At 43.6% G+C, this 25,324-nt stretch carries 21 protein-coding genes and 1 tRNA gene; 19 read left to right on the top strand and 3 right to left on the bottom strand.

Going from position 1 to position 25,324, the window contains the following annotated elements:
- Nucleotides 1–20: 20 nt before the first annotated feature.
- The 3 genes from CEX98_RS10705 to CEX98_RS10695 all read right to left on the bottom strand — a co-directional run bounded on the left by CEX98_RS10705 (nt 21) and on the right by CEX98_RS10695 (nt 2,079).
- Nucleotides 21–533, bottom strand: a complete 513-nt coding sequence (locus CEX98_RS10705; RefSeq protein ID WP_099642061.1) for a hypothetical protein — start codon at nt 531–533, stop codon at nt 21–23.
- Between the two features lie 87 nt (nt 534–620).
- Nucleotides 621–1,091 carry a globin gene (locus tag CEX98_RS10700; protein WP_099642060.1) on the bottom strand — a complete coding sequence of 157 codons (471 nt, stop codon included), beginning with the start codon at nt 1,089–1,091 and terminating at the stop codon, nt 621–623.
- Nucleotides 1,092–1,299: 208 nt separating this feature from the next.
- Nucleotides 1,300–2,079, bottom strand: a complete 780-nt coding sequence (locus tag CEX98_RS10695) for a delta-class carbonic anhydrase (RefSeq protein ID WP_099642070.1) — start codon at nt 2,077–2,079, stop codon at nt 1,300–1,302.
- A 371-nt stretch (nt 2,080–2,450) separates the two neighbouring features.
- On the opposite strand from CEX98_RS10695, the gene CEX98_RS10690 reads away from it, so the two are divergent.
- The 19 genes from CEX98_RS10690 to CEX98_RS10600 all read left to right on the top strand — a co-directional run bounded on the left by CEX98_RS10690 (nt 2,451) and on the right by CEX98_RS10600 (nt 25,133).
- A tRNA-Met gene (locus CEX98_RS10690) sits at nt 2,451–2,527 on the top strand.
- 267 nt (nt 2,528–2,794) lie between these two features.
- The gene (gene rimP / locus CEX98_RS10685; RefSeq protein ID WP_099642059.1) at nt 2,795–3,250 is read left to right on the top strand and encodes a ribosome maturation factor RimP; all 456 of its coding nucleotides are present in this window, start codon (nt 2,795–2,797) and stop codon (nt 3,248–3,250) included.
- A gap of 39 nt (nt 3,251–3,289) precedes the next feature.
- A complete protein-coding gene (nusA, locus tag CEX98_RS10680; RefSeq protein ID WP_099642058.1) occupies nt 3,290–4,789 on the top strand; it encodes a transcription termination factor NusA in 1,500 nt (499 codons plus the stop codon).
- Between the two features lie 25 nt (nt 4,790–4,814).
- Entirely contained in the window at nt 4,815–7,499 is a 2,685-nt protein-coding gene (infB, locus tag CEX98_RS10675) for a translation initiation factor IF-2 (protein WP_099642057.1), read from the top strand.
- A gap of 82 nt (nt 7,500–7,581) precedes the next feature.
- Nucleotides 7,582–7,986, top strand: coding sequence for a 30S ribosome-binding factor RbfA (gene rbfA, locus CEX98_RS10670; RefSeq protein WP_099642056.1), 405 nt, complete (start codon nt 7,582–7,584; stop codon nt 7,984–7,986).
- Entirely contained in the window at nt 7,986–8,933 is a 948-nt protein-coding gene (truB, locus tag CEX98_RS10665; RefSeq protein ID WP_099642055.1) for a tRNA pseudouridine(55) synthase TruB, read from the top strand. The genes rbfA and truB overlap by 1 nt, the downstream gene beginning before the upstream one ends.
- Nucleotides 8,934–9,038: 105 nt before the next feature.
- Entirely contained in the window at nt 9,039–9,308 is a 270-nt protein-coding gene (gene rpsO, locus CEX98_RS10660) for a 30S ribosomal protein S15 (RefSeq protein WP_010370825.1), read from the top strand.
- A gap of 224 nt (nt 9,309–9,532) precedes the next feature.
- A complete protein-coding gene (gene pnp, locus CEX98_RS10655) occupies nt 9,533–11,659 on the top strand; it encodes a polyribonucleotide nucleotidyltransferase (RefSeq protein ID WP_099642054.1) in 2,127 nt (708 codons plus the stop codon).
- Nucleotides 11,660–11,863: 204 nt separating this feature from the next.
- Nucleotides 11,864–12,751, top strand: a complete 888-nt coding sequence (gene nlpI / locus CEX98_RS10650; protein ID WP_099642053.1) for a lipoprotein NlpI — start codon at nt 11,864–11,866, stop codon at nt 12,749–12,751.
- On the top strand, nt 12,729–13,862 hold the full coding sequence (locus CEX98_RS10645; protein ID WP_099642052.1) for a hypothetical protein: 1,134 nt from the start codon (nt 12,729–12,731) through the stop codon (nt 13,860–13,862). The genes nlpI and CEX98_RS10645 overlap by 23 nt, the downstream gene beginning before the upstream one ends.
- A gap of 197 nt (nt 13,863–14,059) precedes the next feature.
- On the top strand, nt 14,060–16,852 hold the full coding sequence (locus CEX98_RS10640; RefSeq protein WP_099642051.1) for a monovalent cation/H+ antiporter subunit A: 2,793 nt from the start codon (nt 14,060–14,062) through the stop codon (nt 16,850–16,852).
- Nucleotides 16,852–17,193, top strand: coding sequence for a Na+/H+ antiporter subunit C (locus tag CEX98_RS10635; RefSeq protein ID WP_010370832.1), 342 nt, complete (start codon nt 16,852–16,854; stop codon nt 17,191–17,193). The genes CEX98_RS10640 and CEX98_RS10635 overlap by 1 nt, the downstream gene beginning before the upstream one ends.
- A complete protein-coding gene (locus CEX98_RS10630) occupies nt 17,190–18,704 on the top strand; it encodes a monovalent cation/H+ antiporter subunit D (protein WP_099642050.1) in 1,515 nt (504 codons plus the stop codon). Before CEX98_RS10635 ends, CEX98_RS10630 begins: the two co-directional genes overlap by 4 nt.
- Complete coding sequence (locus CEX98_RS10625; protein ID WP_099642049.1) at nt 18,705–19,241, top strand: Na+/H+ antiporter subunit E; 537 nt, start codon at nt 18,705–18,707, stop codon at nt 19,239–19,241. It begins immediately after the preceding gene.
- On the top strand, nt 19,235–19,504 hold the full coding sequence (locus tag CEX98_RS10620; RefSeq protein ID WP_010370838.1) for a K+/H+ antiporter subunit F: 270 nt from the start codon (nt 19,235–19,237) through the stop codon (nt 19,502–19,504). The genes CEX98_RS10625 and CEX98_RS10620 overlap by 7 nt, the downstream gene beginning before the upstream one ends.
- 9 nt (nt 19,505–19,513) lie before the next feature.
- Nucleotides 19,514–19,840 (top strand): Na+/H+ antiporter subunit G, encoded by a 327-nt coding sequence (locus CEX98_RS10615; RefSeq protein WP_099642048.1) that lies wholly within the window; start codon nt 19,514–19,516, stop codon nt 19,838–19,840.
- A 215-nt stretch (nt 19,841–20,055) separates the two neighbouring features.
- Nucleotides 20,056–22,170: a methyl-accepting chemotaxis protein gene (locus tag CEX98_RS10610; RefSeq protein ID WP_099642047.1), complete on the top strand. Its 2,115-nt coding sequence runs from the start codon at nt 20,056–20,058 to the stop codon at nt 22,168–22,170.
- Between the two features lie 103 nt (nt 22,171–22,273).
- Nucleotides 22,274–24,196 (top strand): DNA topoisomerase III, encoded by a 1,923-nt coding sequence (locus CEX98_RS10605; protein WP_099642046.1) that lies wholly within the window; start codon nt 22,274–22,276, stop codon nt 24,194–24,196.
- 79 nt (nt 24,197–24,275) lie between these two features.
- A complete protein-coding gene (locus CEX98_RS10600; RefSeq protein WP_099642045.1) occupies nt 24,276–25,133 on the top strand; it encodes a tetratricopeptide repeat protein in 858 nt (285 codons plus the stop codon).
- Nucleotides 25,134–25,324: the final 191 nt, after the last annotated feature.

Below are 25,324 nucleotides of genomic sequence, written 5' to 3'. Positions count from 1 at the left end.
GTAAGTACTCGCTAAATTGGTCAGTTATCCTGACAAGATTCGATGAGTTCACGAAGGTGTGCACCAACATCTTGTGTTTTGGTCTGACCTTGCTCTAACAGCACACTGGCTTGCTGCTTTAATTCCGTTAAGTCGTACTGTGCCAACAGCGTTTTTAGATACCTAACAGTATCAGCCCCTTGTTGCAGTAAGTCCGGGAATTGCTCAATAGAGATTTCTTGTTGGCTTAATCGCGAAATCGAGTTGAGTAACTCATTTAAGTTTGCGCTGTCTTGTAATGCACCTTCTACTGCGATAAGTGCACCCATAGGGTCAGCATCTAGGTTATTTGCAACACAGGCTGCAACACTACCAGCTGCTGCAGAGGCCTGCACTGAGGCGATCCCTTTGTCGCGAATTTGCTCCACTACTTGTTGTAACTCTTGATGTTCAGACAAATACTGGGCTTCTACTTGCGCCTTTGAATCTTCTAGTACATCACAACCACTCAACATCAAAGTAATAGACGACGCCAAGATCACAGTTCTAAGCATTTCACTCATTCCTATAAAACAATTTAGGAAAGTCTAATCAGCTAGGCTACAGATGTCACGTGGAGTTTGTCTAACCTAAACATGGCACTAATTTGCTTGCTGCTGCGCATTCTTAAATTCCTGCAAACCGACCACATTGGTTTTTTTAAATAACTCAAACCGCAGCATGTTTTCGAGCAGCAACAACGCTTTGTTCCACGCATTTTTTGCCGCAGAAGTAAAATGTCGACCCAGATGAGCCTTCAAGGTAGTAACGAAAGTAAAAAGCAAAATACTGATATCTTTCTCTGATGTGCCCATAAAAAGCAATGTACTTCTTTGCTGCCTCAGAAAATTCAACAAGGTAGATTGTTGAGGCAGCCTCATCACGCAGTTTTGGACAAAATCAAATATCTGATGCTCCCAAACTATCAGCTGGCTCACATTAGTGGGGATCTGCATACGCAAATCATAATGTTGGATTTGGTTATACCAAGAGGTACAAAAGCCATGAAAGTTGGGCCGAATACTCGCAAGTGTTTGAGTTAATAGTTGGTATTGGTATGGAGTAATGCTCATAGACGCCTCTTCACACTGATGAAGAGCGGATCCTTTGCTCAAAACAATTAGCCTAATCTTGAGTATAGTCGGTTTTTATAAATGCGAGACTTTTTGATATTTTTTTGTGCGATTTTTCTTACTTTGCAACAATCCATGTGGCGCTATTTAAGATGGCAGTGTGTGGTAGGGCACTAAAAGCGTGACCTACCGTTGTAATGCCTTGCATTTAGTGGTTAATAGGGGCGAGTAGTTTTGGGTCAGTCACCAGTTTACGAATACCATGTGCGTGGTCTTCTTCGAATCGATTGTTTTCGCACCAACGTGCAAGGCTGTTAATGCTGATCTTGGCGCAACTTGGCCGCACACTCCAGCTAACTTGAAGAGGTGAGCATTGCTGATTGTTGTAGCTAGGCCCTGTGGTCGAACCAAGAAATTCTACTGGTGTACCGGTATTGGTTGGAAGGGGGCCTGCCTGATGGTATCCATTGGTCAGCCCTTGGTAATCCAATGTAGTGAAATCTAGGGCATTGTCATCGTTTACCACGAGAAAAACTTGTGTTTCAACTCGCAGATCTGGATTGCTACAGTGTGTGTTGAGACAAGCGCTGAGCGTAGGACCCGGTTCAACATCACAAGAACTGTGCACCCAATGTACTTCAATCGTATCTCCTGGCTTAACATTGCCGCAAACTTTGCTTTGGGTTGGTTTTAGTTCCGCTGCAGTCAGTGTCGTAGCGGCATTACATTGGAAACCAGCGTGCTTTGAGGCGACTGGAATCCGCGAGAAGTCTTTTGCTTTGTGTTCCGCATTTTTATGAAAATGAATATTGCACAGATTTAGCTTCTCTTTAGGAGGAGCCATTGCGAATACACGTTTGTTGTGACCTTGTAAGCTGTCTATATCTCTTGGGGCTTGGGGGCCTGCCGATTCACATTGAGCTGCCAGTGCTTCAAAACTGAATATAGACAACGCTGTCAATTTGTTGGAATTAATTATTGTCTTCATGTGTTTTTTCATCCTTAATCATTGATAGTTACCACGTTCCTATTATGCGTATTTGTATTTATTTTGTTATAAAAATGTAGGTTTTTTGGTTGTGGTCTGATGAGTTTGCTGGGGGGCTGCTCGGTTGTGTGTACATGTGGTTGAGTGTATGGCGGCCGCGAAAGGAATAGTCGGAAGATAGTTCTAAATCAAGGTTGCTATCTAGCCATAGTGTCTTTATAATACGCAACATATTTAGGCAGTGGCACCGAGTCTTTTAGTTCCCGGTATGATTGCCATCGTCTCGGCGGTTTTTTCAAATCGTAGAGCGAGTCAGGCGTTTATGAGCGCCGCTTCTTTAAAATTAGAAGTAAAACAATTTTATGTGTTGGCGCGGGATGGAGCAGCCTGGTAGCTCGTCGGGCTCATAACCCGAAGGTCGTCGGTTCAAATCCGGCTCCCGCAACCAAGTTAAAGATTGAGTTCTTTGATTTCGCGCATTCTTTGTAATGCGCGTTTTGCGTTTAAACATCTGCATTTTTCTTGCAGATGGTTAATTTGGCTGAGATAGCCCGCAAACCAAGCACGGCCTTTGGCCACACAGTTTGTTATTCGTGTGACGCCCCGCTTGGTTCGGGGCGTTGTTGTATCTGGCGCAAGGTGTATTCTGAGCCCAAGATCAAGCAGCTATGATTTGGGGCTTTAAGCCCTTTTTTTGTTTGTATGGAGGAGTTCTGTGTCAAAACTCGAGCAAGATTTGACTGAAATGTTGGAGCCGGCAGTTGCTGCATGTGGCTTTGAATTACTCGGTCTTGAGTTTGTGCAAGCTGGTCGTCACTCTACACTACGCGTGTATATCGATCATGAAAACGGCATTAATGTTGATGATTGTGCTGAAGTGAGTCGTCAAGTAAGTGCTATTTTAGATGTCGAAGACCCGATTACGAACGAATATAGTTTGGAAGTATCTTCTCCCGGTGTTGACAGACCATTATTCAAACAAGCTCATTACGAGGCAGCAGTGGGAGAGGAAGTACGCTTGCGTACCAAGCTTCCGCAAGAAGGTCGCCGTAACTTTAAAGGCGACTTAGTAGCAGTTAATGGCGATATGATCACGTTGAAAGTTGATAATCAGGATTTTATTCTGATGTTAAGCAACATTGAGCGTGCCAATATCATCGCAAAATTCTAACTTTGAGTGCGAAGGACAAGGGCAAGCGAGGCATTACCTATGGCAAAAGAAATATTGTTGGTGGCAGAAGCTGTTTCCAATGAAAAAGCAGTCCCAAGAGAAAAGATTTTTGAAGCATTAGAGTTCGCACTAGCGACAGCAACAAAAAAGAAGCACGACGGTGAAATCGAAGTGCGCGTTTCAATCGACCGTAAAACGGGTGAGTACGATACGTTCCGTCGTTGGAGAGTCGTTGAACCACAAGAAGATGGTTCTCTAGAAAACCCATATGCGGAAATCACGTTTGAAGCTGCGCAAGTGGATGAGCCAGAGATTCAACTTGGTGACTATGTTGAAGAACAAATTGAGTCAATCAAGTTTGACCGTATCACAACACAGATGGCAAAACAGGTTATCGTACAAAAAGTACGTGAAGCTGAACGTGCATTAGTGGTTGATGCTTATAAAGATCAAAAAGGTGAGTTAGTAACGGGTGTGGTGAAAAAAGCAACGCGTGATGCAATTGTTATCGACCTAGGTAACAACGCTGAAGCCGTTATTTATCGTGAAGATATGTTACCGCGTGAAAGCTTCCGTCCGGGTGACCGTGTACGTGGTCTATTATATGAAGTGAAGCCAGAAGCTCGTGGCGCACAGCTATTTGTAACCCGCTCTAAGCCTGAAATGTTAATGGAACTATTCCGTATTGAGGTTCCAGAGATTGGCGAAGAGATGATTGAGTTAAGAGGCGCCGCGCGTGACCCTGGCTCTCGTGCGAAAATCGCTGTAAAATCAAATGACAAGCGTATTGATCCAGTAGGTGCGTGCGTTGGTATGCGTGGAGCTCGTGTACAAGCGGTATCTTCTGAGTTAGGCGGTGAACGTGTTGATATCGTGCTTTACGATGATAACCCAGCACAGTTTGTTATTAACGCAATGGCACCAGCTGAAGTTGCTTCAATCGTAATGGATGAAGACACTCGCACGATGGAAATTGCTGTTGAAGCAGACAACCTAGCGCAAGCGATTGGTCGTAACGGCCAAAACGTACGCTTAGCCAGCCAGCTTACTGGTTGGGAACTAAACGTAATGACTGTTGAAGAGATGGAGCGTAAGAGCGCAGAAGAATCAGATAAACTGGTTAATCTTTTCACTGAAAACCTAGATATTGACGACGATTTTGCAGCACTATTGATTAACGAAGGTTTCTCTTCACTTGAGGAAGTAGCTTACGTACCAGTAGCTGAATTTTTAGAAATCGATGGTCTAGACGAAGAAACAGTTGAAGAGCTACGTAGTCGTGCAAAAGATGCACTAACGACGAAAGCACTTCGTGACGAAGAAAGTTTAGAAAATGCAGAACCTGCAGAAGACCTACTTGCACTGGAAGGACTAGAGCGTCATACCGCTTATGTTTTTGCAAGCAAAGGCATAGTTACACTTGAAGATCTTGCTGAGCAAGGTATTGATGACTTAGTTGAAATTTCTGAGTTATCTGAAGAGCAAGCTGGTGAGTTAATCATGGCTGCACGTAACATTTGCTGGTTCAGCGAAGAGTAATTTATTAGCGGAGGTAACATCACGTATGGCAGAAGTGAGCATTAATAAACTAGCCGAGAGTATTGGTACAACTGTTGATAAATTACTGCAACAGTTAAAAGATGCAGGGATCACCAAAGCCGAGGGCGACCAAGTTACTGAATCCGAAAAGGCGACGTTGCTTGATCACCTAAGCAAGCAACACGGTGGCACCGGTTCAACCGGCCCTGAGCGTATGACTCTACAGCGTAAGAGTAAAAGCACGTTAAGTGTTAACTCGTCTGGTAAAGCAAAGTCTGTATCTGTAGAAGTCCGTAAGAAGCGCACTTACGTTAAAAAGAGCGCAATCGAGCAGCAAAAAGAGCAAGAACGCTTAGCTGCAGAGGAAGCTGCGCGCAAAGAAGCAGAGTTAAAGGCTCAGCAAGATGCTGAGCAACAGGCCAAAGAAGAAGCGGAGCGCAAAGCGCGCGAAGAAGCGGAACGCAAGGCCAACGAGGAAGCCGAGCGCAAAGCTAAAGAAGAGGCGAAGCGAAAAGCTGATGCTGAACGTCAAGCCAAAGATAAGCAGAGTAAAGAAGTGGATAGCGCGCAACAAATTAAAGAACGTCAAGAAGCTGAGCGTCTGCGTCAAGAAGCAGAAGCAGCAGCCCTGAAAAAGGCAGAAGAAGAGGCGAAACGTCAAGCAGAAGAAGCTCGTCGTCTAGCTGAAGAAAACGAAGCACGTTGGAAAGCGGAAGAAGAAGAACGTCTTCGTCGTGAAGAAAGTGCCGATCACCACCTAACAACTTCAACTTACGCTCGTGAAGCAGAAGACGAGTCTGATGCACGCGAAGAAAAGAGCGCACGTCGTAAGAAGAAGAAAAAGTCAGCAAAAGATGAAGCAGCTGAAGCAAATGCTAGAAAGCATAAAGGCAAAAAAGGCCGCTTAAAGGCTCCAACTTCATTGCAACACGGTTTCCAAAAGCCAGCTGCAGAAGTGAAACAAGAAGTGCGCATCAGTGAAACTATCACGGTAGCAGAGCTTGCGTCTCGTATGGCTGTGAAAGGCGCTGAAGTCGTTAAAACGATGATGAAGATGGGTGACATGGTTACGATTAACCAAGTTATCGATCAAGAGACTGCTCAGTTAGTTGCTGAAGAAATGGGTCACAAAGTGGTTCTAGTGAAAGAAAATGAGCTAGAAGAGAAAGTACTAAGCGACCGTAGCGAAGAAGGTTCTCTTGAGCCTCGTGCACCGGTTGTTACGGTAATGGGTCACGTTGACCACGGTAAAACGTCAACGCTTGACTATATCCGTAAAGCGAAGGTTGCAGACGGCGAAGCCGGTGGTATTACTCAGCACATTGGTGCATATCACGTTGAAACGGACAGTGGCATGGTCACTTTCCTTGATACTCCGGGACACGCGGCGTTTACTTCGATGCGTGCTCGTGGTGCCAAAGCAACTGATATCGTTGTACTTGTTGTTGCAGCGGACGATGGTGTAATGCCTCAGACAAAAGAAGCGGTACAGCACGCAAAAGCTGCTGAAGTGCCACTTATTGTTGCTGTTAACAAGATGGACAAAGAGGGTATCGACCCTGACCGCGTTAAGAATGAACTAGCGCAACTAGACGTTATCCCAGAAGATTGGGGCGGCGAAACTCAGTTTGTTCATATCTCTGCGAAGACAGGTCTTGGTATTGATGACTTACTTGAAGCTATCTTGATGCAATCTGAACTACTAGAGCTACAAGCCTCTAAAGAAGGTATGGCATCGGGTGTGGTAATAGAATCACGTCTTGATAAAGGCCGTGGTCCTGTTGCTTCAGTACTTGTTCAATCTGGTACGCTAAATCAAGGCGACATCGTTCTGTGTGGTTTAGAGTATGGCCGTGTTCGTGCAATGCGTGACGAAAATGGTAAAGAAATCAAGACTGCTGGTCCTTCAATCCCTGTAGAAATCCTAGGTTTATCTGGTGTTCCTGCAGCAGGTGACGAAGCAACTGTTGTTCGTGATGAGCGTAAAGCTCGTGAAGTAGCACTATATCGTCAAGGTAAGTTCCGCGAAGTGAAGCTAGCACGTCAGCAGAAAGCGAAGCTTGAGAACATGTTCTCTAACATGACTGAAGGCGATGTATCAGAAGTGAACATCGTACTGAAAGCGGACGTTCAAGGTTCAATCGAAGCGATTGCGGACTCGTTGACTAAACTGTCTACAGACGAAGTGAAAGTGAAGATTGTAGGTTCTGGTGTTGGTGGTATCACTGAGACTGATGCAACACTTGCAGCTGCATCGAACGCTATCATTGTAGGCTTTAACGTACGTGCTGATGCTTCTGCGCGTAAAGTGATTGAGGCTGAAAACCTAGATTTACGTTACTACAGCGTTATCTACAACCTAATCGAAGAAGTGAAACAAGCAATGACAGGTATGCTTGCACCAGAATTTAAGCAAGAGATCATCGGTCTTGCTGAAGTTCGTGATGTGTTCAAGTCACCTAAGATCGGTGCTGTTGCAGGTTGTATGGTAACTGAAGGTGTGGTTAAACGTAGCGCGCCAATCCGTGTACTTCGTGATAACGTGGTTATTTACGAAGGTGAACTTGAGTCACTACGTCGCTTTAAAGACGACGTTGCTGATGTTCGTAGCGGTATGGAATGTGGTATCGGTGTTAAGAACTACAACGACGTTAAAGTCGGTGACCAAATCGAAGTATTTGAAACTGTACAGGTAGAGCGTACGCTTTAATTGTAAGTTGCTAAAATACTTGAGATGGGGGCACTAGCCCCCATTTGTGATCTCATAGATTTTGAAATTTTAAGTGGTGAAAATGAGAGAATTTTCTCGTACAGATCGCGTAGCACAGCAGATTCAAAAAGAAATTGCAGTGATTTTACAGCGCGAAATTAAAGATCCAAGATTGGGTATGGTAACAGTGTCAGCTGTTGAGGTATCACGCGATCTTTCTTATGCAAAAGTGTTCATTACCGTATTAAACACCAGTGATGAAGACAAAACGAAACAAAGCGTTGCGATTTTGAACGAAGCAACAGGCTATATTCGTTCACTGCTCGGCAAGCGCATTCGTGCTCGTATCATGCCAGAGCTGAAATTCGTTATCGACAACTCGTTAATGGAAGGTATGCGTATCTCTAACTTGGTTGACTCAGTGATCAAAGAAGACAACGCAAAGCGCGGTCCAGAGTCTGGAGATAAAGACCAAGAGGAAGAATAATGGCGCGTCGCACCAAAGGCCGTGCGATTGACGGCATTCTGTTATTAAATAAGCCGCAAGGCATCTCCTCTAACAAGGCGCTGCAGCAAGCGAAGGGCATCTTCTTTGCACAAAAAGCGGGCCATACCGGCGCTTTGGATCCTCTAGCAACAGGTATGTTGCCTATTTGCTTCGGTGAAGCGACTAAATTCACCCAGTTCTTACTTGATACGGATAAAACCTATGTGGTGAGAGCACAGTTGGGCGAACGTACAACGACTTCTGACTCTGATGGAGAGATTGTTGAAACACGTCCTGTGAATATTACTCGTGAGCAGCTAGAGCAAGAAGTTGCGAGCTTTTTAGGTGAGTCAGATCAATACCCATCAATGTATTCTGCGTTGAAGTATCAAGGTCAGCCGCTCTATAAGTACGCGCGCGAGGGCATTGAAGTACCGCGCAAGTGTCGTAAGATCAATGTTTATCGAATCACATTGGATGAGTACGACGAACAATCGCAGCAAATACAGATGACTGTGCATGTATCCAAAGGCACCTATATTCGCACAATTGTTGATGATTTAGGCGAAAAGCTGGGCTGTGGAGCTCATGTGATTATGCTACATCGCAGTGAAGTTGGTCATTATCCAAGCGATAAAATGATTACCTTAGAAGCATTAGAGGCGTTATTCGCTAAAGCCAAAATGGAAGAAGTCGCACCTTCCACGTATCTAGACGAGTTATTATTGCCGATGGATACGGCGCTTGTTGATTTGACCGTTATCAATATTACCGCAGAGCAAGGCGTTGCCTTTGGTCACGGCCAAACCGTAGAGGTAGCTAACCTACCAGACGGGATTGTAAAGGTAGTCGCTGATGGCAAGTTTGTTGGGATAGGAGAGCGTAATCCTCAGGGGTTACTGAAAGCAAAACGCGCGCTTTCTTCTGCTCAGCCAGAATCACTGTAACATAGCCCTATGCAAGTGCTGTTTATGCTGGTATAATCCGCCAGCTTCCGCTTTGGCTGAATTAGTGATCGGCTAAAGCATTACTAAACTTATTTTGGAGTTATTATGTCACTAAGCAATCAAGAAAAAGCAGAAATCGTAGCAAAGTTCGCTCGCGCAGAAGGTGATACAGGTTCACCAGAAGTACAAGTTGCACTTCTAACTGCTGACATCAACAAGCTACAAGGTCACTTCGCTAACCACAAGCAAGATTTCCACTCACGTCGTGGTCTTCTACGTAAAGTTAGCCAACGTCGTAACCTTCTTGACTACCTAAAAGGCAAGAGCGTTGACCGTTATGCTGCACTAATCAAAGAGCTTGGCCTACGTCGCTAATATTTTTGATTTCTTGTTGGAATTTTATCCAACAGCAAAAAAGGGGCTAATTAGCCCCTTTTTTTGTGGCTGTTCTACCAGTATACTTACAGCCGTTTAGAAATACTTTTAAACAAACGTCAATTGGTTTTCCAATTGTAGTGCTTAAGTAAATTATGATGAGTTTATTTAAGACTGTAATTGGTCCCTGTTGACGTTGAAAACAATTTAGTAAGGAAAATATTGTGCAAGCAATTATTAAAGAATTTCAACTAGGTCAACACACGGTGACTCTAGAAACAGGTGCTATCGCACGTCAAGCTGACGGTGCAGTACTTGCAAGCATTGGTGATACTTCAGTACTTGTTACTGTGGTTGGTAAAAGAGAAGCGACTCCGGGTCAAGATTTCTTCCCACTAACAGTTAACTATCAAGAGAAAATGTATGCTGCGGGTCGTATCCCTGGCGGTTTCTTGAAGCGTGAAGGTCGCCCTTCTGACGGTGAAACACTAACGGCTCGTCTAATCGACCGCCCAATTCGCCCTCTATTCCCAGACGGCTTCGTAAACGAAGTTCAGGTTATTGCGACAGTGGTTTCTGTAAACCCTGAAATCCAACCTGATATCGTTGCATTAATCGGTACTTCAGCGGCATTAGCTATCTCAGGTATTCCATTTAATGGTCCATTAGGTGCAGCGCGCGTTGGCTTCGTTGACGGTCAATATGTACTTAACCCAACACTAAAAGAGCTAGAGACAAGTAAACTTGACCTAGTTGTTGCAGGTACTGAAAACGCGGTACTAATGGTTGAATCAGAAGCAGAAGTGCTGACTGAAGAAGAAATGCTTGGCGCTGTTGTATACGGTCACGAGCAATCACAAGCTATCATCAAAGCAATCGAAGAATTCCGTGCAGAAGCTGGTAAAGCGGCATGGGATTGGACTGCACCTGAAAAAGATTTAACACTTGCTGAAAAAGTTGCGGCTATTGCAGAGCAAAAAGTAGGTGATGCTTACCGTATTACTGACAAAGTAGCACGTAAAGAAGCACTTTCTGAAGCAAAAGCAGAAGTAATTGAAAAGCTAAGTGCTGAGCTTGCTGAAGGCGACTCACTCGATGAGCAAGTAGTAGGTAAAGAATTCAGCTCACTTGAGAAGAAAATTGTACGTAGCCGTATCATCGCTGGCGAAAAACGTATCGATGGTCGTGAACCAGATATGGTTCGTGCACTTGATGTGATGACCGGTGTACTGCCGCGTACTCACGGCTCTGCAATCTTTACGCGTGGTGAAACACAGGCACTAGTAACTGCAACACTTGGTACTGAGCGTGATGCACAGATGCTAGACGACCTAACAGGTACTCATAAGCACCACTTCATGTTGCATTATAACTTCCCTCCGTTCTGTGTCGGTGAAACTGGTTTTGTAGGCTCTCCTAAGCGTCGTGAAATCGGCCACGGTAACCTAGCTAAACGTGGTATTGCTGCAGTTATGCCAACACTTGCAGAATTCCCGTACTCAGTACGTGTAGTATCTGAGATCACTGAATCGAACGGTTCATCTTCAATGGCATCAGTATGTGGTACTTCACTTGCGCTAATGAACGCAGGTGTTCCGGTTAAAGCATCAGTTGCTGGTATCGCGATGGGTCTAGTGAAAGAAGGCGAAGATTTCGTTGTACTTTCAGACATCCTAGGTGACGAAGACCACCTTGGTGATATGGACTTTAAAGTAGCAGGTACTGCAAATGGCGTTACTGCACTACAGATGGATATCAAGATTGAAGGTATCACTAAAGAGATCATGCAGATCGCCCTTCGTCAGGCAAAAGCAGCTCGTCTACACATCTTAGGTGTGATGGACCAAGCGATTGCTGCGCCTTCAGAAGAGCTTTCTGAGTTCGCTCCACGTATCTACACCATGAAGATCCCAGCGAAGAAGATTGCAGAAGTTATCGGTAAAGGCGGTGCAACTATTCGCCAGCTTACTGAAGAAACAGATACGACAATCGAAATCGAAGACGATGGTACAATCAAGATTGCAGCAACGAACGGTAATAGTGCAAAAGCTGCTATTTCTCGTATCGAAGCGCTTACTGCTGAGCTTGAAGTAGGTACACTTTACACTGGTAAAGTTATCCGTATCGTGGACTTTGGTGCGTTTGTAAACGTTCTACCAGGTAAAGATGGCCTAGTGCACATCTCACAGATCAGTGAAGAGCGCGTAAATAACGTGTCAGATCACCTAACTGTTGGTCAAGAAGTAAAAGTAAAAGTACTTGAAGTTGACCGTCAAGGCCGTGTTCGTCTAAGTATCAAAGAAGCTTTAGAGAAAAAAGCTGAGCAGCCAAAAGAAGAAGGCGCTGAGTAATTTAAATCATGCTTTTTGCATAGAATAGAAGTGGAAAGGGGCTGAATAGCCCCTTTTTTTATGCTTTAATGCAAATTGATTCGATATGATGAAACAAATTAGAATTTACCTGGTCAATAAAGCTTTGGACTAAGTCAATCTGAGTTTAGGTTAATGACTTGGCAAATACGCTAAACGGGCAAATGCCATTGAATGAGGAAGGAAATGAAGTTAGCGAAAATAGTCGTGCCATTGGTGCTAATCGGGTTGGTAGGATGTAAAAGCACACAGCCAGAGGCCACTAAAAACATTGTAAATGTTCCGCTTGCAGTACCACTTCAAGCCAATTTCCGAAATGAAATTGCTATTGCTCGATTTAATGAACTACTGCTTCAGCCAGATATGGCTGGTGAACAGCGTGCCCAGCTACTTTATAACCGAGGTATGCTGTACGATAGCATTGGCTTGCAAACACTCGCCCGCATCGATTTTAATCGCGCAGTACAAATAAAGCCGGATTTAGCAGAGGTGTATAACTTCTTAGGTATTCATCAAACCCTTGAGCAAAACTATGGTCGAGCATACGAAATGTTTGATGCTGTTCTTGAGCTTGATGAGCAACATGAATACGCTTACCTTAATCGAGGTATTGCTTTATATTACGGTGAAAGGCCAAACCTAGCCATCAAGGACTTTGAAGCTTTCTTAGCGCGAGCGCCAAAAGATGCGTATCGAGCAATGTGGCTCTACTTGGCTCAACAGCAAGTCGATCCTGTAGTTGCAAAGCAAACGTTAGCAGCCAACAGTCAAGCACTTGACCCTAACGAGTGGTCATCACAATTAGTTGCCCTGTATCTTGGTTCGTTATCTGAAACGCAATTTCTTGATCAGATCGCAGCAGGAGTCAGCACCCAAGAAGAATATGCTCAGCGTTTATGTGAAGCGTATTTTTACCTTGCTAAACAATATCAAGCGAAAGGTGATTTAGCATCAGCTATTAGTTACTTTAAACTAGCGCTTGCTACCAACGTATTCGAGTTTGTAGAGCATAAGTATGCACGCTTAGAACTGGATTTACTGGCTCAGTTAAATGAAGAGCAAGACGCAAGTTAAATACGGGTGTGTGATAATTCTGTTAGGGCTGCTACTATCTAGCAGCCCTAATTATATGCACCTATCTCAAGCGCAACAGTCGGCACTTGTGATTGAAAATCCCACCAGCTATTTTGTGCTTGCTGCCATATTTAACATGCAACCCCAGCGGGCTAAACCGAGCTTACTGACAACGATAGCGGATCTACATCAACCTCTTTGGGAGTTTGAGCGTATTCAAAGAACACTTCGAGGTGGGTCAACGGCTAACGTTAAGTTATATTTACTTGATGCTTGGCCACGCTTAAACGCAGGGCAGCGCCGTGAGCTTTTACATAAAATGGCAACGTTAGGTGCTTATGATGTGCTGAGTACTTTATCAGAACGTTATAATTTACCGCCAGTGTTTAGCACTTTAGTTGCTATATGGCAGGGTAAGCCGGTTAAGACATTTTCAAATAATCCCTACTTGCAACCGTTCCAGTTGGTTGAGCAAGCGCAAGCAGGTGACTCAGCTTGTCGGTTTAAGCTGGCATTAATTGGAAGTGATTTGGCTGATCTTACTCATCTGCAAGCGCTAAAAAGTGCGTTTGAAGCGCACCCAGAACCTGCTGAAAAAGTGTATTGTTTATCTCAGCCCATCTATGTTGCAGATAAACTAGATTGCACGACAAACCAAGGCTTTGCTATGTGTGACTTGGCATTAAACTCAGCCTTTGCAGGGTATGACTACCTAGTGCTGATGGCTGGTGACGGCCTTGCAAATGTGAGTGATAAGCAGATGACGCTTACCCACGCAAGTACCTATAATACCTTTGTGCATGAGCTAATGCATTTTAGTGGCTTTGAAGACGAATATCCCATACCAGTAAATAAAGCAAAATGGCTTTGTGCTACTTCAGGGAAAAAGGCACCAAATCTTTACGTTGGTGAGCAAGCACCGAACAATTGGGTGCTAAGTCGTACATGTGAGCATGGGAAATTACCTTCTTATAAGCCTAATAAAGCGCATTCTTTGCTTGAATATCAATCAATTAAGTTAGATGAAAATTACCGCAAAAGATGGCTTTCGGTGCTAAAATCAGGGTCTGTAGCAGATAAAGCGATAGTTAATTCTGCCGAACAGTTTTGAACTTATTCTGAATAGTTTGTTAAGGTTGGCTAAAATAGCATCAGCTAGAAAGTGAAACTCTAGACAACTCAAACACTAATCAAGTATAACAGGGTTCATGTACGTGTGGTAAATGTGTACCTAATGCTCAAGTTTGGATGGTGCGTTGGCACTTTAACCAAAACGAGCCATAACGACGCAAATAAAAGGTTTCATCTATGACATTATTTTGGATACCCTTGCTATCCTTAATTGGCAGTTTTATCTCGGCATTTACGGGAAAACTTTCTCGTAATCAGTCGACTGCTATAACCTTAGTCGCGCCAGCAGTGGCAATTTTACTTGCTGTTGATCTAGCTCCTGCTGTATTTGCAGGGGAGACTATTCGGTACACATTTGAATGGGTGCCGCTCCTAGATATTAACATCGCGTTTAGACTAGATGGTCTGGCGTTGTTATTTGTTTTCATGATCTTAGGCATAGGTATGCTGGTTATCTTTTATGCTAGGTATTACCTCAGTAGCAATGATTCCATGCCTAAGCTTTATGCCTACTTAATGCTCTTTATGACGGCTATGCTTGGCATTGTTATGTCTAATAATGTCCTGCAGCTATGGCTATTTTGGGAGCTTACCAGCATTAGCTCATTTTTATTGATCAGCTATTGGTGGCATAAGTCTGAAGCGCGTAAAGGGGCCAAGATGGCGCTGGCGATCACCGGTGGTGGCGGTTTGGCGCTACTGGCTGGCCTGATGCTAATTGGTGATATTGTAGGTAGTTATAACCTCGACGTGATTTTGTCGAGCAGAGAGCTAATTCAATCCCACGCGTTGTATGAAGTTGCTTTAATCTTGGTGTTATTAGGCGCATTTACCAAGTCAGCACAATTCCCTTTCCACTTCTGGTTACCTCACGCAATGGCTGCACCGACACCTGTGAGTGCTTACTTACATTCTGCGACTATGGTGAAGGCCGGAATTTTCTTACTGGCTCGCTTTTATCCTGCTCTTGCAGGTACGGAGTTATGGTTCATCTTAGTGGGGTTAACGGGTTTAGCGACGTTGCTTGTTGGTGCCTACATCGCACTGTTCAAACATGACTTGAAAGGGCTATTGGCATTTTCAACGATTAGCCACCTGGGACTAATTACATTATTGCTTGGGTTAGATACAGAGCTTGCGACCGTTGCTGCGATTTTTCATATTATTAACCATGCAACATTTAAAGCATCTTTGTTTATGGCGACAGGGATCATCGACCATGAAACGGGCACACGAGATATGCGCAAGCTTAACGGCATGTGGCGCTTTATGCCCTATACCGCAACGCTTGCGATGGTTGCGGCATCAGCCATGGCAGGTGTGCCACTACTCAATGGCTTCTTGTCTAAAGAAATGTTCTTTGCTGAGACATTACACCAGCAATTATTAGGCTCAATGTCTTGGCTTATCCCTATCCTTGCGACCATTGCTGGTGCGTTTTCTGTGGCCTATTCAGCGCGTTTCATTCACGACGTGTTCTTCAATGGTGACCCCATTGACTTACCGAAAGAGCCCCATGAAGCGCCGCGCTATATGCGTTTTCCAATTGAAATATTAGTAGCGCTTTGTTTGATAGTGGGGATGTTCCCAAACTTTGTTGTCGATGGCATGTTAAAAACGGCATCGAGCGCTGTGTTAGGGGAAGTTGCACCAACATATGAAATAGCAATTTGGCACGGCTTTAATCTTCCACTACTGATGAGCGGCCTTGCTGTGTGTGGTGGTTTATTAATTTATACACAACGTAAGTACTTATACCAATTTCAAGCTTCGCTTCCACCGATGAATGCTAAAAAAGCCTTTGAGCGCACTATGTATAATATTGTCTCTTGGAGTAGGGCGCGTGTGAATGCTATAGAGAATGGCTCTTTACAGCGTTACCTTATGTTGATGTTCATCGTGGTGTTAGTGAGTGCAGGTTGGCCATTATTTGAAATGTCACAGTTGGTGGGCAATGTAGAACTAACACCAATTGATGTTCACAATGGAATAGGTGCTGGTTTGTTGATGATTGGCGCCATAGGCACGGTTATTTGGCATCGCACTCGTATGGTTGCACTGTTAATGATTTCTGTGGTGGGGTTAATGGTGTCGGTTGCCTTTACCCGCTTCTCAGCACCGGATCTTGCGCTTACTCAGCTAACGGTAGAAGTAGTTACCATTATTCTGTTAATGCTTGCGCTATTCTTCTTACCGCAAAGAACACCAAAGGAGTCTAGTTCTATTCGCGTACTGCGTGATATGGGGATTGCTTCTGCCATTGGGGTGATCATCGGCAGTATCAGTTATGCCTTGATCACAAGACCATTGGACAGCATTTCTGAGTTCTTCATTGCCAATGCGAAAGTTGGCGGTGGCGGTACTAACGTAGTGAACGTTATCTTGGTTGATTTCCGTGGTTTTGACACGTTGGGCGAAATCACTGTGTTGGGTATTGCGGCGCTTGGAATTTATAAGTTGCTGATCAACTTACCGCTGTTTATGCCAGGAAGCGACAGTGAAGGCAGACCGTGGGCCAAAGAAAGGTATCCATTATTACTTGCCAGTATCTCACAAAGCTTATTGCCGCTTGCGTTGTTGGTTTCGGTTTATATTTTCTTACGAGGCCACAATTTACCTGGTGGCGGATTTATTGCGGGCTTAATCACGGCGATAGCTTTCATTTTGCAATATATTGCTCACGGTTCGAATTGGATTGCTGAACGCTTTGATGTCAATTACCGCAAGATCATTGCAACGGGTATCGCTATTTCGTTGCTAACCGGGGTAGGAAGTTGGTTCTTTGGCAAACCATTCTTAACTTCATGGTTTGATTATTTCGACATCCCGTTGGTAGGTAAAACTGAATTGGCAAGTGCCATCGCATTCGACCTTGGTGTTTATATCACCGTGGTAGGTGCAACGCTGATGATTTTGGCGAGCCTAGGTAAAGTAACGGCAAATGCGCCCAAAGAAGAGGTGAATATTTAATGGAATTGCTTTATGCATCGTGCGTGGGCTTACTGGTAGCCTGTGGCGTATTTTTGATTTTACGAGCAAGAACATTCCCTGTAGTTCTTGGTTTAACCATGTTGTCTTACGCGGTCAATTTATTTTTGTTTGCTTCGGGTAGATTGACCTTAAACAAAGCTGCAGTACTTGGTTATAGCAGTGAATATGCAGATCCATTGCCGCAAGCTTTAGTATTAACGGCCATAGTAATCGGTTTTGCGATGACTGCGTTTGTGGTGATCTTGGCTATCCGTGGTCGATCGGATTTAGGCAATGACCATGTAAACGGCATTGTCCCAGACAAGAAGGGTAAAGCATGATCCAGCATTTGACTTCTTTACCTATTTTATTACCTATGTTGGCAGGTGTGATCCTGCTGATGCCACCTTGTGGCAAAAACCTAGCGATTAGGCGCAAAGTGTCAGTATTTATGTCACTGATTACGTTTGCGGCTTGTACTTCATTACTGCTGAATGTTCAGCAGACCGGCATTCAAGTCTATGCAATAGGTAACTGGCAAGCGCCGTTTGGTATCGTATTGGTCGCCGACCAACTCTCGACGCTGTTAGTGAGCTTAACTGCTTTATTGTGTTTTGTTTGTTCGCTTTACAGTTGTGCAGGTGATGATGAAAAAGGGAGCTTTTTCCACCCACTACTACATTTTTTGGTCATGGGTGTAAATGGTGCATTTCTAACGGGCGATGCATTTAATTTATTTGTATTTTTCGAAATCTTGCTTATCGCTTCTTACGCACTTTTAATGCATGGTGGGGATAAACACAACACTCGAGCCTCTTTGCAATATGTGATTCTGAACCTGGTTGGCTCGTCGGTATTCCTTATTGCGCTAGGTATTTTATATGGTGTACTTGGTACGCTAAATATGGCGGATATGGCACATAAGATCACCTTCTTGCAGGGCGATGATGTTTATCTTGCAAAAATAGGTGGCTTGTTGTTGCTTGTTGTCTTTGCTTTAAAGGGCGCATTGCTACCGCTGCATTTATGGCTACCCAATACTTATGCAACAGCATTACCTGTTGTCGCTGCATTGTTTGCCATAATGACGAAGGTGGGAGTTTACTCAATGATGCGTGTGTATACTTTGATCTTTGGCGATCAGGCCGGTGAATTAAGTCACATGGCGCAAGAGTGGTTATGGTGGCTAGCCCTTGCAACGATCGTTATGGGTGGGATCGGTGTATTGGCAAGCCAAGATCTACGCAAGCTATCCGCAAACTTGGTGGTAGTATCCGTAGGTACTTTGGTTGCTCTGGTGGCTGTCCAAACAATCAATAGTAGCGCTGCTGCCATTTATTACCTTGTACACTCAACCTTGGTTTCAGCGGCATTATTTTTACTTGCGGATCTTGTGGGCAAGCAAAGGGGTAAAGTCGCGGATCGTATTACGGCAGGACGTCCCGTCGCACAGCCTATGTTACTAGGGATTATGTTTGCCATTGCCGCTATTACGGTGATTGGTATGCCACCACTGTCTGGTTTTATCGGTAAGGTTTGGATCCTAAAATCGACCATTGAATCCAGTCACACCTACTGGTTTTGGGGGGTATATTTATTGGTGAGCTTAGCGGTGCTGGTGAGTGTTTCAAAAGCCGGAAGTACGGTTTTTTGGCATCACACCGGTAAGGCAGACACGCAGTCTGCTGAGCGGGCACACCCAGCGCAGATCATTGCCGTGCTAACGTTAATCGTTTGCGCACCACTCATGGTCATTTTTGCAGGACCGTTAACGGACTATGCGCTATCGGCTGCTGATTCTTTGCATGATTTCTCTAGCATGACCAATGCTGTATTGAAAGGAGCGAAATAGATGCGCTTAGAAGCTCGATTTAAATGGCTACCAACACCATTTCGTAGTTTGCTTTTGTTCACTGTGTGGTTGTTATTAAATAATAGTGTGTCAGCAGGGCACCTCATTTTAGCGACAATCTTAGCGATAGTGATCCCACTGATCACTTATCGTTTTAGAACGAAGCAGCCGCTTATCATTAAGCCATGGCGTGCGTTTACACATTTATTGTTGGTTCTTTACGATATTATTACTGCCAATGTGGAAGTTGCTATCAAGATTTTGGGCCCGACAAAAAAGTTGCGTCCTGGTTTTGTGTTGGTGCCGCTCGATATAGATCAGGCGATGCCAATCACTATTTTAGCCAGCACGGTATCGCTAACCCCCGGCACCGTGAGTGCCGAGGTTTACCCGTGGCCAGAGTCCTTACAAGAGGGTGAAAAGCCAGACCGTAAATATTTGCTGATCCATGTACTGGATTTAAAAGATGAGCAGGCCCTGATTGATACGGTAAAAGCGCGTTATGAAGCGCCATTAAAGGAGATTTTTGAATGCTAGAAACTGTAATTCTTATTGTCTTCGCGATGATTGGCGTTTCCCTACTATTAAACCTGTGGCGTCTAGTGGTAGGGCCTTCCATTCCGGATAGAATTTTGGCGCTCGATACTATGTATATCAACACCATTGCGTTGATCATTTTGTATGGCATGAGTATGGGAACCGCACTTTACTTCGAAGCGGCCTTATTAATAGCCATGCTTGGTTTTGTAAGCACCGTAGCTGTATGTAAGTATTTGCTACGCGGCGATATCATTGAATAGGAGATCAGTATGTCTGAATGGATCATATCTATTTTATTGTTATTAGGTGGTGCTTTTGTACTGATAGGTTCTATTGGTTTGATGAAAATGCCAGATTTCTTTATGCGTCTTCATGGCCCGACTAAGGCAACTACATTAGGAATGGCATGTTTGCTCACCTCTGCTATGGTGTATTTTAGTACTACCTCTGATGGCGTGAGTGTGAAAGAAATACTAATTTCAATCTTCCTATTACTGACCGCCCCCATCTCTGGCTATATGCTGATAAAATCAGCAATTCATCACCGCCTCCCAAGCAATGAAAAAACGACTGGGAAAGACAAAATAAAAAAATAGTGCTCCGGCACTATTTTTTTATCTAAAATCCAATACTTTATTACGCAAAAAACATCTATTTAGCATCATAAATTTCAGTACGTTATTAAATTTTTTGCTACAGTTAAAAAAGACTTCATCGTTGCCGATATAGGAAGGTGCAACTCCTTAATTGGGGGGGCGATGAATGCACTGTGCAATTTGTTTGCATACAAACTCTAATAATTGGGAATGTTATGAAACAAGCTTCAATTAAAAACAAACTCTTATTTTTTGTCACAGTATTAGTGACGAGTTTGGTTGTTATACTAGTGACAACAATGTGGTTTCACCTTGCTGATGAGAATGCCAAGCAAAGTGAAGGGGTCCAACAAGCAATTTATGATGAAATATCCCAAGGCCTAGTAGCGAAAGGCAATCAATATGGTCAGCGAGTGTCTGGTTTTATTAACGAGGCTTACCGTGTTCCTTACACCTTATCAGGTATACTCTCTCATACTGCGAAGCAAAATCCGTTAAACCGTGAACAAGTGCAAGAATTGGTATTTGGAGCGCTTGAACAAAATCGCTTTGTTTCTTCAATGTATGCTCAATTTGAGCCAAACGGTTATGACAATAATGATGCAAGTCATAAAGGTGGCTCGAGCCACTCTGTGCCAGGCGCTGGTACGTTGGAGTTGTATTTTACTCAAGAGTCAGATGGCCCGATGCAACAAAAAGTTGAGTCTGCCGATGAAAAGTATCTTGATAAACTCAATGAGTTTGGTTTGCGAGAAGCTGAATGGTATCTGTGTGCAAAAGACAAAGTTGCGCCTTGTATCATGGAGCCCTACCTATATGAAATTTCACCCGGTAATAAAATGTTGATGACATCGCTTACCGTTCCTGTCGTTGTTGATCGTCAGTTTAAAGGGCTCGTAGGTGTTGATGTTAATTTGCCAGTGTTTCAAACAATGGTAGAAGAACTTTCAAATTCACTATATTCAGGTGCCGCAAAGGTAACATTATTGAGCGAACTGGGTTTGGTGGTGGGCTCAAGCCATTACGATAAACTAGCTCGTCCTCTCGCTGAATCAACCAGTGCTAACAGAGCTGAAGTGTTAAAATCCTTACACGCAGGTTCAGGGATCGAGGAAATCGGTGAAGACCTTGTCGTGGCTGTACCAATAAAAATTACGCTACCTAATACAACATGGTCACTCGTGATTGAGTTACCTAAGGCTATCGCATTAGAGTCTGCCGCAAACCTACAGAGTCAGCTTGAGGAATCAGCGAACTCCGTTGGTCGCTGGATGCTTATTATTGGGGTGTTCATCGCCGCAATTGGTATTACTATTGCGTTTGTACTTGTCAGTACAATTATTGGACCATTAACCCATATTCAAAAGCGGGTGGAAAACTTAGCATCAAGTGACGGCGACTTAACGCATGAATTAGAGGTTAGCCATCATGCTGAACTCATTGCTCTGGCCCATGGCTTTAACCGGTTCACAGAAAAATTGCGGAAGATGATTGATGACTTGAAGGGGTTAGCAGAATCTTCTTATGAACAGTCACATCGTACTACCGAAGCGGCAATCAATATTAAGAATAAGGTGGCGAATCAACATTTAGAGATTGATAGCGTAGTAACAGCGATTAATGAGCTGAGCGCCACCGCGTCTGAAGTAGCAAGAGCATCGGAAAAAGCAGCGGCAAGTACTAATCAAGCAGCGGATCAAGTACAACAAAGCGAACAGAGCATTATCAAAACCACAGAAACAGTACAGTCTATGGCTGATCAAGTTATTGACGCGAAACAGGCTGTGGTTAAAGTATCTGAACGTAGCGATGATATTTCGAAAATACTAGAAGTGATCAGAGCCATTGCAGAACAAACTAACTTGCTAGCGTTAAATGCTGCAATCGAAGCGGCAAGAGCTGGGGAGCAAGGGCGTGGATTTGCGGTTGTTGCAGATGAGGTACGAGCTTTGGCATCGAAAACTCAAGCTTCAACAGACGATATAAGCAAACTCATAGATAACTTACAAAGCGAGGTTGCTAATTCAGGACGTATCATTGAAAGTTCTGTGCAGTTGGGAGAAGACGCGGTGAGTTATTGCCAAGAGTCGGCAAGGCTGATGAGTACGCTCGTAGGTGAGTTGACGAGTATTTCTAATGAGGTGACGCAAATTGCAACTGCTGCCGAAGAACAGAGTATGGTAACAGAAGAGATCAATACAAACACTACGGGTATTTCAGACGCTGCTGCTGAATTATCACAATTTGCAGATGAGGTAGAACAAGCTGCAAGCTCAATGACTCAAATAGTGGAACAAAAACATAAGCAACTTAACTTACTTAGAACGTAAGGGGATAAACGAAGCGAGGTTGATAACTCAGCCTCGCTTTAGCTATGGAGTTTTTGGTAGAAATTAACTATGATAACTGTATCTATATACAGTTAAGTTGAAAATGAAACTCTATATCGCTGAAAAACCTTCTTTAGGTAGGGCTATTGCTGACGTATTACCTAAACCTCATAAAAAGCAAGATGGCTATATAGAAGTCGCTAATGGAGATGTGGTTTCTTGGTGCATTGGCCATTTACTTGAGCAAGCTGAACCAGAAGATTACGATGCCAAGTATAAAAAGTGGCAGTTTCATGACTTACCCATTGTACCACTTCAGTGGCAGTTTAAAGCCAAGCCTAAAACAAAAAAGCAGCTTTCTACATTAAAAAAATTACTTACAAAAGCAGACGAAATCTATCACGCCGGTGATCCAGACAGAGAAGGCCAGCTATTAGTGGACGAAGTATTCCAGTTCGTTAATTTACCTGAACAAAAAAGAGCTTCAATTCAGCGTCTGTTGATAAGCGACTTAAACCCACAAGCTGTCAAGAAAGCCTTGGCTTCTGTACGCTCGAACCAAGAATTCATTCCATTAAGTGTTTCTGCACTAGCACGAGCTCGAGCTGATTGGTTATTTGGTATGAACTTAACGCGAGCATTTACGCTAGCGGGACAAAAAGCAGGTGTCAATACGGTTTTATCGGTAGGCCGAGTACAAACCCCTGTATTAGGATTGGTGGTTAGAAGAGACGTCGAAATAGCAAATTTTGTTTCGAAACCATTTTATGAAGTAATTGCACATGTGAATAAACCGGATTGGGGTAACTTTGAGGCGAAGTGGATCCCAAGCGAAGCATGTAAACCATACTTGGACGAAGATGGTCGCGTACTAGTTAAAGCGTTGGCAAACAATGTTGCTGAGCGGATCACTGGAAAACAAGCAACGATAAATAGGGTCGAAACAAAACCAAAAAAAGTAAATCCTCCTTTACCGTATAACCTTTCCTCATTACAAATAGATGCGAACAAGCGATATGGATTATCGGCTCAGCAAGTGCTAGATATTTGCCAAGGATTATACGAGAAACATAAGCTAATTACTTACCCAAGATCAGACAACCGTTATCTACCGCAAGAACACTTTGCCGAAAGAGAGCAGGTAATTGCAGCTGCGGTACATAACCAAGGGGTTGAAGACAAAGTTACTCAGCTTGCCGATTTTAGTCTAAAAGGGGCGTGCTGGAATGATAAAAAGGTAGAAGCGCACCATGCAATTATTCCTACCACGAAAAGGCTTCGTAGTGCACAGCTCGGACACAGAGAATTACAAGTCTATCAACTCATTTCTACGCAGTACTTGGCGCAGTTTTTTCATCCATATCGCTACAACGAAACGAAAGTAGATCTGGAGATTGGCGGCGGTCTATTTAAAGCTCAGGCTAAGCAAATAACAGATTTGGGGTTTAAGGTGTTGTTCAAAAGCCAAGCCGCAGAAAAAGAAAGCTTATTACCAGAGCTGCAGGTTGGAGAGCAATTATGGTGCGAGAAAGGAGAGGTTAAAGAAAAGCAGACACAACCACCAAAACACTATACAGAGGCGACGCTGCTCGGCGCGATGACGGGAATTGCGCGATTTGTTTCGGATAAATCCATCAAAAAAGTGCTTAAAGATACAGATGGACTAGGAACAGAAGCAACGAGAGCAGGAATTATCGAACTGTTGTTCAGGCGACAGTTCCTCAAAAGAGAAGGTAAAACAATCTATTCGACTGATCTTGGCAAAGCATTTATTCAAACGCTACCAGAGTCACTATCGTTACCGGATAGAACAGCGCTGTGGGAATCGCGTTTAGGAAAAATAGCGAATAAAGAAACATCATATAACCAATTCATGCAGCCGCTTTGCGAAGAACTCAACGAATTCATCGGTAGCGCTCAGTCACTAAATACAAATGCACTAAAAGGCATCCCAGTTCCTGCATTTAAAAAACGTGGAGCTAGAAAAGGAAAATATATGCGAAAACGGAAATCAGGTACCACATAATTGTTTTCGCATCTTGGTTGTAAATTCAGAACATGCCACTATATCAACCACATTAGTTACTTAGAAAAGAACACAGTATATGAGCAATAAAGTTTTACTTACTCCTGAGAACATTCAGCAAGTAATTACCGATCCAAATCCTGAGAAAGTAGTTTTGCTTACTTTTTTCAGTAATCAGAACCCTGAATGTGTTCAGCAAGAACAAATTTTAGAGTCAATTGCGGCTTCTTACACTGAGCATTTGACTGTGGGTGTGGTTGATTGTGATACACAGCAAGCTTTGGCTTCACAGCTCGCTCAGCAAATTGGGTTGCAGGCGTTACCAACTATCGTGGTTCTAAAAGGTGGTGCACCGGTTGATATGTTAGCTGGTGCTAAAACAGAAGAAGAGATAAAAGAAGCGTTATCTAGTCACTTGCCATCACCAGAACTTTTGCTGCTTGATCAAGCTAAGCAATTCTTAGCAGAAAATGATTTAAACAGTGCTTTCGCTGCTGCAAAAAAAGCCTATGACATCGATAGTAGTAATACACGAGTCAAGTTAGTGTTTGCTGATATTTGTATGCAAATTCAAAAATTTGATGAAGCACAAGCGTTATTAGACTCTGTTGCCGAAGAAGCTCGCGACCCTTATTACCACAACTTAACAGCAAAATTGACTCAGGCGGCTGCCGCGCAGGACTCTCCAGAGGTAAAACGTCTCGAACAAGCGGTTGCAGCTGAACCGGATTCATTGGACTTACGTTGCCAGTTAGCGCAAGCCCAGCTCGAAGTGGGCAAGAAAGAAGATGCGCTGGCAAGTTTACTTGTGGTATTAAAAAAGGATATGAATTTTGGCGAAGCTAAAAAAGGATTTTTAGACATTATTGCATCATTACCAGATGGCGATAGCATCGCTTCTACATATAGACGTAAGTTATATAGTCTTCTTTACTAGCATTGAGTCACTTTCTTTAAGATACAGGTGAAAATTTCTTCATCTGTATCTTGCATCCTCACAAATTTGATCAATACTTATGATCCCTTCGCAGAAACTAGTGACAGTTTTATGAAGGAAATATTGCATTAGTGTGGTTTTTAAGTGGTTTTGTGTGATTTTTGTTCGAATAGGCCTTTTTTAAAAGTTTT

The sequence above is a fragment of the Pseudoalteromonas piscicida genome, from assembly GCF_002744175.1.
Taxonomy (GTDB): Bacteria; Pseudomonadota; Gammaproteobacteria; order Enterobacterales; family Alteromonadaceae; genus Pseudoalteromonas; species Pseudoalteromonas piscicida_B.
This window is presented reverse-complemented; position numbering and strand designations above follow the sequence as displayed.